We start from the raw sequence: 12,040 nt of genomic DNA on the forward strand, positions 1-12,040 counted from the left end.
AAATTAATTATAACTTTTTTTATTAAGCTACATACTATATAAGTATTAATTTTGCTTTAGAATAAAAATATTTAACAGCCTTTTTTATTTAAAAATAAATATATTGTATTAAATTTATTAATAATCTAATTACTTTTCTATACTTGTTGACATGGGAATAGCCGTATAATAAAATTTCTCTATAATTACAGTCGCGAATGTTCAATTATACAAACAACCCAATATTCGTATATATAGGAGGATTATATGAAAGATTTAATTTTCTCAATACCAAAATCCAAACATACAAAGGAAGACCTTAAATTAATTTTTGAAGAACATCCCGAAATAAAATTTGTTTCTATAGTAGGTATAGATTTATCAGGAAATGATACAGACGAAAAAATTCCAGCTAGCTTATTTTTAAAGGATATTGATTCTTTTTTGAATGGAGTTGCAATACAAACTGATGGTTCCTCCGTTGTACTACCAGGAATAGCAACCTTAAATGATGCCAAAGTTGATATGGTTACAGATTTAGAAGCAACTTGGTTTGTTGACTATAATTTTGAGCATATAGATCCTAAAATAAATAAACCAATTGGTACCCTAAGAATACCTTCCTTCCTAATTCACAATAATGTTCCTGTTGATTCAAGAAATATATTAAAATCAGCAATAAAGACTTTTAAAGAAAGCTTATTAGATATCTTTAAAAAGAATCCAAAAACATTAGAACCATATGGGGTTAAATTTAAAGATATTAAAGAAATATATATGACTTCTGCAACTGAATTAGAATTTTGGGTTAGAACCCCTAATGAAGAAGCTCATATAGAAGAATTATCAACATCTCAAGTATTACAAGAACAATATTGGACAAGGACTAGAGGTGCAGTTAGAACTGCTCTAGAAGAAACTTTAATTTTAATGGAAAAATATGGCTTTGAGCCGGAAATGGGACACAAGGAAGTTGGAGGAGTTAAGTCTAAATTAGATATTAACGGACAATTTAATCACATAATGGAACAACTTGAAATAGACTGGAAATATTCAGATGCTATGCAAGCTGCCGATAACGAAATCTTCGTTAAAATTCTAATTCAAGAAACCTTTAGACGTTACGGATTAGACGTTACTTTTAAACCAAAGCCAATTGATGATGTAGCCGGTTCAGGAATGCACACTCATTTAGGAGTAAGTTTAAAATTAAATAGTGGAAAAATAGTAAACTTATTCGAAGGAAAGAAAGATGATTTCTTAAGCAGTATAGGTTATGGGGCACTAATGGGAATACTAAAAAATTATGAAATTATGAATCCTTTTATTTCTACAACTAATGGAGCGTTAAAAAGATTAAAGCCAGGCTTCGAGGCTCCAGTTTGTATAGTTACATCCCTTGGTATATCTCCAGAAATACCATCAAGAAATAGAACAATATTAATAGGTTTAATAAGAGATTTAGCAAATCCTTTAGCAACAAGATTTGAGCTTAGATCACCAAATCCTCATTCAAATATCTATTTAGTTTTAGCTGTTTCTTATCTATCTATGTTAGACGGAATTATTTACGCACTTGAAAACAATAAGGAACCTAAAGAACTTTTAGCAGAATTATCTAAAAAACCTGGTGAAGAAGCTGATTATTTAGAAAAAGATAGAGCATATAGAAGCGAAGAAGATGTATTTGAATATTATACTGAAGAAGAAAGAGAAAAGTATTTCGGAAAAGCACCTGCTACTATTTATGAAAATTTAATTAATCTTGATAAAAATGCTGAAAAAACAAAAGTACTAAGAAGAAATGACGTATTTAGCGAAAAATTAATTAACAGTTTTAAATTAGCTATAATTGAAAGATGGGCTACTGACGTTTGCCATAGAGTAATTAATAATCATGCAAATGAAATAAGATCCTTTAAAAAATTACACGGTGCTGATGCTTTAGATTTAGATGTTTCAAATTGGATGGAAATAGACAGCTTAAGAAAATATATAATGAAGGACACTTATACTAGCAAGAGTTTGTTCTCAAGAATAAGAACAGCCCTATCTTCAAAAGATTATGCCTTAGCTTCTGATTTATTCATTGAGCTTGAAGATAAAATGAGTAAATTAAGAAATCTTTATTTTAATTATACAAAAAATCAATTAGATATATAAAGAGCTAAATAGTTTATGCTGTATTAGCAGCATAAACTATTTAGTTTTATTAATTTATTACAAAACAACTAATAATATTTAATAAATTCCAAATTTAATTAATATTCCATATAGTTATAACAATAATATAAATTTTAGTAAAAATTATATTATTTTTTACTAAAAATTGATATAATGTAGATAAAAGCATAACAGAGGTGAAAATATGAAACTTGTTCCTTTAAAAGATGTAAAACCTAATTCATACCTTGCAAAAACTATATACGATTCTGAAGGAAGAGTTTTATTAAATTGTGGGGCTCAACTTAATAAAAATATAATTCAAAAATTAATGAAGTACCAAATAGCTCACATATATATAACCGAAAATAATTATGCTCCTAAAATTAAGCTTACTATTAAAAAAGAGCTTCATAATAAATGCTTAAGCACATTAAAGAATACCTTTAATGACTTTCAAAAAAATAGCTCACCTACTTTGGAAAACGATTCACTAAAATCTATTATTTTATTGGCTGAGGAATTATTAGAAACTGTACTATCGAATGATGATATAGTATATTTTCTATCAAATATAAAAAATGCAATACCTGACATATATGAACACAGTCTAAATATAACAGTTATATCTTTAGTTGTTGGAATAGGCTTAAGACTTTCAAAAAATGATTTACTAAATTTATGCATAGGTGCCTTACTGCATGATATTGGCAAAAGCTTTATAGATAAAGATTTAATAAATAAAGATAGTCCATTAACTCAACAGGAATATGAAATTTTAAAGGAGCACTGTGAAAAAGGATATAATTATTTAAAAGACATGGACATTCTTTCAAGTGATAGCAAGGCTATTATACTTCAACATCATGAAAGAATTGATGGTTCAGGTTATCCTAAGGGCTTAGTAGGGAATCAAATAAACTATTTGGCTAGAATTGTAGCTATTTCAGATGCCTATGATGCTCTTACTTCTGAAAAAAACTATATGTCATCATTATCAGCTAGTGATGCTCTAGAGTATATAATGAGTAATGCAGGTACCCTATTTGACTTTGGAATTGTAAAAATATTTTCAAAAGTTATTGTACCGTTCCCAAATGGAACCATTGTTAAACTAAGTACTGGAGATATTGGAATGGTTACAGAAACTTTAAGAAACTTTCCTTTAAGACCTAAAGTTAAAATTATAAAGAGTAATAAAAGCGAAAGAGAAGGTACTGTTATAAACTTAATAGATAATTTATCTATTGTTATATCTGAAACTTATAAAAATAATATCGGTTTATAATAAGATTCTATACCAATGATAAATATCCTTAAATAAAAGAAGCTTTTACATAAAACTATTTATGAAAAGCTCCTTTTTTATTATATATAATTAAGAGCATATAAATGCAGGAATTTGAACCGTATCAAAATCTTGGATATGTACATCTTTTTCTAAAATACTATATCTTTTTCTATTAATATTCTTTGAATTATTATCTATAAAATCTTCTGCTTCTTTTATACTATTTGCTTTGAATATGAAGGTCCATCCATTTTTATCATACTTTCCTGTACAAATTAAGTATTTTTTATCTTCACTTTTTTTATTATATCTATCCACTATTAAACTCTTAAACTCACCAATTGTTTTATAGTTCAATTTAACAAAAACCTCATTTTCCATAAAATAACCTCCACACAAACACAAGTTCTATATTTATATATTATAAGAACGTATGTTTCATGTCAATGTTTTTTTATATTTTTAACAATTTTCATAACCCCTATTTTTTCTTTACAACAATTACCATCTGCTATCTTTTGTGTTATAATATTCTTATTATTTTATTTAAGGAGGAAGTCAATGCTTATCTTAGAAAATGTAACAAAAAGCTTTAAAAAAAATATAGTTGTAAACAGCATAAGCTTTTCAGTAAATCCTGGAGAAATAGTAGGATTACTAGGCGAAAATGGTGCTGGAAAAACTACTACCTTAAGAATGATTTCTACTATGCTTAAAATAAATTCTGGTAATATTACAGTTAATAATATTAACGTAAAAGAAAACCCTTCTGAAGTTAGAAAAAACATTGGCATTCTTTTTGGCGGTGATGTAGGACTTTATGATAGACTAACTGGCAGGGAAAACATAAGATACTTTGCAAATCTTCATGGAATGAGCAAAGAAGAAGCTGATAAAAGAGTTGATGAGTTAGCAGAAAGCTTTGGAATGAAAGATTATATAGACAAACCTGTAGGAAAATATTCAAGAGGTATGAAGCAAAAAATCTCAATAGCAAGAGCTATAGTTCATAATCCATCTGTTATGCTATTTGACGAGCCAACAACTGGATTAGATGTAAGTGCTGCAAAAATTGTTCAAGACTTTATTCTTCAATGCAAAAACGAAGGAAAAACGATTTTATTCTCTAGCCATTCTATAAAAGAAGTAGAAAAGTTATGTGATAGAGTTGTAATAATAAATAAGGGAAACTTATTAGAAAATTGTACTCTTCAAGAATTAAAAGAAAAACATAATGATGATAATGTTGAAGAAATCTTCTTAAGGATTATAGGAGGTGAATCAAATGAATAATTTTATAACTATTCTAAAAAAAGAGTTATTAGATATATTTAGGGATAAGAAAACTTTAATATTAACAATATTTTTACCTATAATAATATATCCTGCTATGTTTAGCTTTATGTCATCATCTATAAATAATCTCCAAGATGAAGCTGAAAAGGAGATAAATATTTATATAGAAGGAGATACAAAATCTAGTGTTGCTGATGCTATATTATCTATTCCTGCTGTTAATTTAGTAGAAACAGATACTCCTCAAGATTTGTTAAAAAAAGGAGATATACAACTTATAATTCAAATTCCTGATAAATTTGATGAAAATATTATGGCAGGTAAAAACGATAAAATTACTATTTTAATAGATGAAGAATCAAATAAGTCCATGATTGCAGAATCCATGATTAATGAAATTCTTGAAAGTTATAAAAACAACTTGGTTGCTCAAAGATTAGCGGCTTCAGGCTTAGATACATCAATTTTATCTCCTTTCACTTTAGAAGTTAAGTCTGGAATTAATGAAGGGGAAGAAGCAAATAATTTCTCATCTATGATGATGTCTATGCTACCAACCTTGATAATTATATTAATGATTTCTTCAACTATTGGAATGGCTGCTGATTTAGGTGCTGGTGAAAAGGAAAGATTTACTTTTGAACCACTATTATCTACATCCGCCAATCGTTCCTCAATAATTACTGGTAAAATAGTAGCTCTATGCGTTGTTGCCTTTATATCTCTGGTAGCTAATGTATTTGTAATGGCCTTTTCAATGGGTAAATTTATGAACTTTGGAGGAGAAGTAGATATAAATATTAATCTTTATTCTATTTTAGGTATTCTATTAATTGGAGTATTAGTTTTAATATTCTTAGCAACACTACAAATTTCAATAAGTATTTATGCAAGGTCAACAAAAGAAGCAAATTCATATTTAGCAGCAATAACTATGCCTTCTATGCTTCTAGCATTTATTCCATATATGGCTGATGCTAAATCAATAAATCCAGCATTTTTTAATATTCCTATCACAAATTCTATCTGCCTAATGAAGGAATTTATTGTTGGAATATATGACTTCAAACACATATTAATGGTAGTCTGCTGGCATTTATTATATATTCTTATTTCTATTACATTTGTTAGATTCATGTTCTCTAGAGAAGAAGTTATATTTAGAACTTAATTAAGCAACAAATGCTTAAAAACAAAAAAAGTCATACACAAACAAATTTGTTGTATGACTTTTATCCTTTTAAACTCCTAACTCCACACTCCTAACTCCTAACTGTATTTAGTTTTCCTTATTCATAAATAAAATTATCTTTCTTGATAAAGACCTTGGCATAAATTTATTTAAAAATACCATTAACTTATTTTTAAAACCAGGTATTATTATTAACTTTCCTTTGTTAAAATCCCTATAAGCTATTCTTGCTACATCCTTAGGCAGCATTAAGTTTTTCTTTGCTATTTCCTTCTTCTTTATTCCAGCCCTATCTTGGAATTCTGTTTTTACTGCTCCTGGACATAAACAGCTTACTTTAATTCCCCTATCCCTTACTTCTTCATAAAGAGCCTCTGTAAAATTAAGAACATAAGCTTTAGATGCATAATAAACAGCCATCTTTGGACCTGCACAAAAGGCTGCTGTTGAAGCAACATTTAATATTGCTCCTTCTCCATTTTCTATCATTGAAGGCAAAATCAATTTAGTAAGTTTCGTTAAGGCCTTAATATTAATATCTATTAGCTTCATTTCTTCTTCTAGGTCTATTTCAGCAATATATCCAAAAGTACCTACTCCTGCATTATTTATTAAAACATCAACGGTTAGATTTTTTCTATTTATATAATTTATTATTTCCTCGCAAGAATTATCAAGAGCTAAATCTAAAGCTAATATATGAATATTAACATTATATAATAAATTAAGCTCATATTTTCTCTCCTCTAATTTAGCCTTATTTCTTGCTATTAATATTAAATTATACCCCTCCTCAGCATATAGTTTTGCTAATTCATATCCTATTCCTGTAGTAGCACCTGTTATTAATACACAGCTCCTACTATCATGCTTCCCCATAAAAAATCCTCCATTTATATTTAAATAATTAACTTTAATTTTCAATATATCATATTGTTATAAAAATATAAATATTATTCAATATGAATGATATCCTTAAAAATAAAAAAGCTGTATCAAATTGATTTTAAATCACTTGATACAGCCCTTACTAAGTGTTAATATAAATTTTTAGCTTAATGCTTGAATGAAGGAGTTTAATAAGAATAATAAAGTAACTATATACATTATAGGATGAACATCCTTTGCTTCCTTTTTAAATATTTTAACTATACAATAACCTATAAATCCTGCTGCAATACCATTTGTTATGCTGAAAGTGAAAGGCATAAATGTTACTACAAGGAAAGCTGGAACGGCAACTTCAAATTCGCCCCATTCAATATTTTTAATAGAATCCATCATTAAAACTCCAACTACGATTAATGCTGGTGCTGTTGCTGCTCCTGGTACCATACCTATAATTGGTGATAAGAATAAAGATAATAAGAATAATACCGCTACTGTTACAGATGTTAAACCTGTTCTTCCACCTTGACCTATACCTGCTGCACTCTCTACATAAGTAGTTGTATTGCTTGTACCTAATAATGCACCTGTTGAAGTTGCAATAGCATCTGCAAATAATGCTTTATCAAGTCTAGATTTAGAACCTGCCCCTTCGTTAAATAGCTTTTCATCTTCTGCATCGAATATTCCTGCTTTTCTTCCTGTTCCTAGGAATGTTCCTATTGTATCAAAAGTATCAGATAGTGAAAAAGAGAAAATTGTTGTAAGAACTAGGAATATCTTTGATGGATCACTAAATAATCCTGCAATATCTAATTTGAAAAATGTAGGCGATAAACTTGGAACCCCAAAATTTATTGAAGAAAAATCAGGTACTTGAGTAACACCATTAAAAATACCTATTATTGTTGTTAAAATTATTCCAATTAAAATTGATCCCTTAACATTTAATAACATTAGTATTATTGTTATTATTAAACCTATTAATGCTAATACTGCTACTGGATCTTTAAAAACTGTAAGAGATGGTACTGCATCAAAATATACTGCACCTTCTGCAATAGCATTAGCTGATTCAACAGTAAAATTAATAAAATGAGCTGACTTAAGCCCTAAATAAGCTATAAATAAACCTATACCACCAGATATAGCATATTGAAGTGATACTGGGATAGCTTGAATTATCATTTTTCTTAGTTTAGTAGTAGTTATTATAATATTAATAATTCCGCAAATAAAAACCATAGCTAAAGCTTGTTGCCAAGTAAAGCCAAGTCCTAATACTACTGTAAAAGTAAATAAGGCATTTAGTCCCATTCCTGGTGCTTGTGCAAAAGGAACATTAGCCACTAACCCCATAACCAAAGTACCTATAGCTGACGCAAGAATTGTTGCTACAAATACCGAACCCTTGTCCATCCCTGTTAATGATAACATTGATGGATTTACAAATAATATGTATGCCATAGTTAAGAAAGTAGTTAACCCTGCTGACAATTCAGTTTTTACGTCAGTCCCGTTTTCTTTAAGTTTAAAAAACTTTTCCATAATTGCCTCCTCGTATTAACGAATATTACATTAGCATAATAACATTTTATTCGTATTTATGCAATAGTTATTTTATTTTTTATTATTTTTTCTTAATTTTTTTAACAAAAATCCATATTTTTCTTGTTAACGTATTCAGATTTAAGCAAAAATCCGAACATTCCATTAAAAATATATAAGTCACAATTCGTTTTTTGATAATATTACTTTTATAAAAAAAGACTGTTGTAAAAAAGAAGATTAAAAATATTCTTCTTCTTAAAACAATCCTTTTTATTTTATATAATGCATCTTTATATGCTCTATCCCAGCTTCCTTATATATATCTGATACAGCTTTAAAACCTAATGATTCATATAAATTTCTTACATAAAGCTGTGCAGATAATTTAATTTCACTTTCTTCTAATTTATAAAATATAAAATCCATAGCTTTTTTCATCATTTCTTTAGCAAGACCATAGCCTCTATATTCCTTCAAAATGAGAACTCTGCCAATAGAAGGAACTTCATAAGAAACTCCTGCCTTTAATATTCTACAATATCCTATAAATTTATCTTTATAACACACTAAAAGGTGGTAGGCTTCTTTGTCCTTATCATCAAAATCATTCTCACAGGTTATTTCCTGTTCACATACAAAAACTTCATATCTAATCTTTGCTATTTCATAAAATTCATCTACAGACAATTCATTAAAACTTTTAATTTTAAAAGTTATCAGTTCTTTATCTAATGCCACTCTTTATCACCTTAATTATCTAATTTGGCCATTACCGTAGATTATATATTTCACTGTTGTAAGCTCCTTAAGTCCCATAGGGCCCCTTGCATGAAGTTTTTGAGTACTTATTCCAATTTCTGCTCCAAAACCAAATTCACCGCCATCAGTAAATCTAGTTGAGGCATTAACATATACTGCAGCTGCATTTACTTTATTTAAAAACTTCTGAGAATTTTTATAACTTTCAGTAATTATTGCTTCTGAATGTCCTGAACCATATTTATTTATATGACTTATTGCTTCATCCACATCTTTAACGATTTTAACTCCTATTATATAATCTAAATATTCCCTTTCCCAATCTTCTTCAGTAGCCGCTTTTACATCTTTAAGAATATTTATTACTTTTTCATCTCCTCTGATTTCAACAGACCTTTCTCTAAGTTCCTTTGCTATTATTGGTAAAAAATCAGCAGCTATCTTTTCATTGATTACTATTTTTTCTGCTGCATTACAAACACCTGGTCTAGATGTTTTAGCATTAATTATTATATTTTTAGCCATTTCAAAGTCAGCATTTTCATCAACATAAATATGACAGTTACCTACCCCTGTTTCTATAACAGGAACTGTAGCATTCTTTACAACAGTTTGAATTAAACCAGCCCCTCCTCTTGGAATTAAAACATCTATATATCCATTTAACTTCATCATTTCCGTTGTAGCTTCTCTTGATGTATCTTCTATAAGCTGAATAGAAGCCTCTGGTAATCCAGCTTCCTTAACTGCCTCTACAAGAACTTTAACTATTGCCTTGTTAGAATTTATAGCGTCACTTCCACCTTTTAAAATAACTGCATTTCCCGTTTTTAAGCATAAAGCAGCTGCATCAGAAGTTACATTTGGTCTGGCTTCATATATTATTCCTATAACTCCCATTGGAACTCTTTGCTTACCAATTTGAAGACCATTTGGTCTCTTCCACATTTCTATTACTTCTCCAACAGGATCATCAAGAGCAGCTATTTCTCTAACTCCTTTAGCCATTCCTTCTATTCTTTCTTCATTTAAATATAACCTATCAATAAGGGAAGCAGGAGTACCCTTTTCCTTTGCTTTTTCAATATCTATTTCGTTTGCCTTGATTATTTCTTCCTTATTCTTAAGTAAAGCTAATGCCATAAGCTCTAAAGCCTTATTTTTTTCCGATGTTGATGCAACCCCAAGATCATAAGAAGCTTCCTTAGCTCTTTTTCCTAATTCTCTTACTGTTTTCATAGCCCTCAACTCCTATTTTTATATTACTTTTTATTTGAAACAAATAATGTTCCTATCTCTTCTCCATTTAAAATATTTAATAGTATTTCTGGATTTTCTCCATTTGCTAAAACCATATCAACTCCAGCCGCTGTTGCAGTTCTAGCTGCAGTAAGTTTAGTTATCATACCACCAGTTCCTAGACTGCTTCCAGCTCCACCACAACAAGCTTCTAATTCCTCAGTTATTTCTGATATTTCTCTTATTAATTTAGAATTTTCATTTTTCCTTGGATCAGAATCATAAAACCCATCAATATCTGATAATATTATTAAAATATCTGCCTTAACTAATTTTGATACTATAGCAGATAAATTATCATTATCACCAAACCTAACAATATTTTCAATTTCATCAATAGATACTGTATCATTTTCATTTACTATTGGAATTATTTGATTTTCTATTAAGGTTTCAAAGGTATTACAAACATTATTTCTAACATGCTCATCTTCAACAACATCTCTTGTTAATAAAACCTGACCTACTACATGACTATATTCTCCAAAAAACTTACTATATATATGCATAAGTTCACATTGCCCAACTGCTGCTACAGCCTGCTTTTCTCTTATCGTTGTTGGCTTTTCTTTTAAATTAAGTTTTGAAACTCCAACTCCAATTGCCCCAGAAGTTACAAGAACAACTTCCTTCCCAGAATTCATAATATCCGAAAGTATTCTGGCCAGCTTTTCTATTCTAGATAAATTTATTTTACCATTGCCATAAGTTAATGTGGATGTTCCAACCTTTACTACTATTCTTTTGTAATCTTTTATTTTATCTCTATTACTCATTTTTCTTCTCCCCAGGTTATATATTAATTTCACTTTAATTTTAATAATTATTATAATACATTGTTTTCTAGAGAAATAGTCTTAATTAAAAAATACTAAAAAATTTCTTTTAAAGTTTATTAAAATATTCATCTATTAGTTTTTCTCCCATTTTTCTATACATATTACTCATGCTTATAAAAGAAACTAACAATAAGAAATTTCTCTCAAATTCATTAATTTGAATTTCACCATTAGATTTTATATTTTCAATATCCTTTCCTATGTTTTCTATAGAGCATTCTACTTCATTAACAGCTCTTTCATTTCTACTTAAGAATAATTTATATAATTCCCTTAATGGATAACCCTCATTCTTTTCTAAAGACCCTACTATAGTATTTAACACACTTTTAATATCACTTATTGATAATGCACCCTTTAAATTATAAATAAGACTCATTAATATTAAATGTTCTTTTGTATATTTTTTATTTCTAACAGGCATTAATAACTTTCCTTTAGAATAATTATTTATCATAGTTTTAGTTAAGGCCTTATCATCTTCCTTTCTCTTACTGTCCTTAAACTTATTATCAAATAATTGAATCACCTGATCCATATATAAATCGCAACAAGTAGTTTTTGAAACTATGTGGAGGAAGTTATGGATACAAAGGAATTAATGGAGCTATTTAATAGTTTAAATTTAAATAAGCAAATATCTTTAGAGGAGTTACCAGAGCTTGATTTATATATGGATCAGGTGATTCAATTATTTGATAATAAGTTTAAGGACAGTAAGAGAAAGGAAGATGATAAGGCCTTAACTAAAACTATGATAAATAATTATTCTAAAGGAAAGTT

Annotated in this window: 12 protein-coding genes; 5 read left to right on the forward strand and 7 right to left on the reverse strand. The window is 28.5% G+C overall.

The features are described 5' to 3' along the window. Positions 1 to 246: 246 nt before the first annotated feature. Together KQI16_RS00720 and KQI16_RS00725 are read left to right on the forward strand one after the other, a co-directional pair. Entirely contained in the window at positions 247 to 2,142 is a 1,896-nt protein-coding gene (locus KQI16_RS00720) for a glutamine synthetase (protein WP_216431520.1), read from the forward strand. A gap of 205 nt (positions 2,143 to 2,347) precedes the next feature. After that, positions 2,348 to 3,430 (forward strand): HD-GYP domain-containing protein, encoded by a 1,083-nt coding sequence (locus tag KQI16_RS00725; protein WP_216431521.1) that lies wholly within the window; start codon positions 2,348 to 2,350, stop codon positions 3,428 to 3,430. Between the two features lie 90 nt (positions 3,431 to 3,520). On the opposite strand, the gene KQI16_RS00730 is transcribed toward KQI16_RS00725, so the two are convergent. Then, a complete protein-coding gene (locus KQI16_RS00730) occupies positions 3,521 to 3,814 on the reverse strand; it encodes a hypothetical protein (protein ID WP_216431522.1) in 294 nt (97 codons plus the stop codon). 180 nt (positions 3,815 to 3,994) lie between these two features. Here KQI16_RS00730 and KQI16_RS00735 point away from each other — a divergent pair, with 180 nt between their 5' ends. Both KQI16_RS00735 and KQI16_RS00740 read left to right on the forward strand, forming a co-directional pair. After that, positions 3,995 to 4,726: an ABC transporter ATP-binding protein gene (locus tag KQI16_RS00735; RefSeq protein WP_216431523.1), complete on the forward strand. Its 732-nt coding sequence runs from the start codon at positions 3,995 to 3,997 to the stop codon at positions 4,724 to 4,726. Then, on the forward strand, positions 4,719 to 5,900 hold the full coding sequence (locus KQI16_RS00740) for an ABC transporter permease (protein WP_216431524.1): 1,182 nt from the start codon (positions 4,719 to 4,721) through the stop codon (positions 5,898 to 5,900). The genes KQI16_RS00735 and KQI16_RS00740 overlap by 8 nt, the downstream gene beginning before the upstream one ends. A gap of 108 nt (positions 5,901 to 6,008) precedes the next feature. Here KQI16_RS00740 and KQI16_RS00745 read toward each other — a convergent pair whose 3' ends face one another. The 6 genes from KQI16_RS00745 to KQI16_RS00770 all read right to left on the reverse strand — a co-directional run bounded on the left by KQI16_RS00745 (position 6,009) and on the right by KQI16_RS00770 (position 11,795). Then, complete coding sequence (locus KQI16_RS00745; RefSeq protein WP_216431525.1) at positions 6,009 to 6,800, reverse strand: SDR family NAD(P)-dependent oxidoreductase; 792 nt, start codon at positions 6,798 to 6,800, stop codon at positions 6,009 to 6,011. Between the two features lie 171 nt (positions 6,801 to 6,971). After that, the gene (locus KQI16_RS00750; RefSeq protein WP_216431526.1) at positions 6,972 to 8,357 is read right to left on the reverse strand and encodes an NCS2 family permease; all 1,386 of its coding nucleotides are present in this window, start codon (positions 8,355 to 8,357) and stop codon (positions 6,972 to 6,974) included. 273 nt (positions 8,358 to 8,630) lie between these two features. Beyond that, complete coding sequence (locus KQI16_RS00755; protein WP_216431531.1) at positions 8,631 to 9,077, reverse strand: GNAT family N-acetyltransferase; 447 nt, start codon at positions 9,075 to 9,077, stop codon at positions 8,631 to 8,633. A gap of 36 nt (positions 9,078 to 9,113) precedes the next feature. Continuing rightward, complete coding sequence (locus KQI16_RS00760) at positions 9,114 to 10,358, reverse strand: glutamate-5-semialdehyde dehydrogenase (protein WP_216431527.1); 1,245 nt, start codon at positions 10,356 to 10,358, stop codon at positions 9,114 to 9,116. Positions 10,359 to 10,381: 23 nt separating this feature from the next. Then, positions 10,382 to 11,194: a glutamate 5-kinase gene (gene proB, locus KQI16_RS00765; RefSeq protein WP_119864128.1), complete on the reverse strand. Its 813-nt coding sequence runs from the start codon at positions 11,192 to 11,194 to the stop codon at positions 10,382 to 10,384. Between the two features lie 109 nt (positions 11,195 to 11,303). After that, positions 11,304 to 11,795 carry a DUF1836 domain-containing protein gene (locus tag KQI16_RS00770; RefSeq protein WP_216431528.1) on the reverse strand — a complete coding sequence of 164 codons (492 nt, stop codon included), beginning with the start codon at positions 11,793 to 11,795 and terminating at the stop codon, positions 11,304 to 11,306. A gap of 45 nt (positions 11,796 to 11,840) precedes the next feature. On the opposite strand from KQI16_RS00770, the gene KQI16_RS00775 reads away from it, so the two are divergent. Next, a partial coding sequence (locus KQI16_RS00775) for a DUF1836 domain-containing protein (protein ID WP_216431529.1) occupies positions 11,841 to 12,040 on the forward strand: 200 nt, incomplete at its 3' end.

The sequence above is a fragment of the Caproiciproducens sp. MSJ-32 genome (assembly GCF_018918055.1).
GTDB lineage: Bacteria > Bacillota > Clostridia > Clostridiales > Clostridiaceae > Clostridium.

What these genes read in the sequence shown, in the direction of transcription:
- KQI16_RS00720 (WP_216431520.1), top strand. Translation starts at nt 247, where the DNA reads ATGAAAGATTTAATTTTCTCAATACCAAAATCCAAACATACAAAGGAA.
- KQI16_RS00725 (WP_216431521.1), top strand. Translation starts at nt 2,348, where the DNA reads ATGAAACTTGTTCCTTTAAAAGATGTAAAACCTAATTCATACCTTGCA.
- KQI16_RS00730 (WP_216431522.1), bottom strand. Translation starts at nt 3,814, where the DNA reads ATGGAAAATGAGGTTTTTGTTAAATTGAACTATAAAACAATTGGTGAG.
- KQI16_RS00735 (WP_216431523.1), top strand. Translation starts at nt 3,995, where the DNA reads ATGCTTATCTTAGAAAATGTAACAAAAAGCTTTAAAAAAAATATAGTT.
- KQI16_RS00740 (WP_216431524.1), top strand. Translation starts at nt 4,719, where the DNA reads ATGAATAATTTTATAACTATTCTAAAAAAAGAGTTATTAGATATATTT.
- KQI16_RS00745 (WP_216431525.1), bottom strand. Translation starts at nt 6,800, where the DNA reads ATGGGGAAGCATGATAGTAGGAGCTGTGTATTAATAACAGGTGCTACT.
- KQI16_RS00750 (WP_216431526.1), bottom strand. Translation starts at nt 8,357, where the DNA reads ATGGAAAAGTTTTTTAAACTTAAAGAAAACGGGACTGACGTAAAAACT.
- KQI16_RS00760 (WP_216431527.1), bottom strand. Translation starts at nt 10,358, where the DNA reads ATGAAAACAGTAAGAGAATTAGGAAAAAGAGCTAAGGAAGCTTCTTAT.
- proB (WP_119864128.1), bottom strand. Translation starts at nt 11,194, where the DNA reads ATGAGTAATAGAGATAAAATAAAAGATTACAAAAGAATAGTAGTAAAG.
- KQI16_RS00770 (WP_216431528.1), bottom strand. Translation starts at nt 11,795, where the DNA reads ATGGATCAGGTGATTCAATTATTTGATAATAAGTTTAAGGACAGTAAG.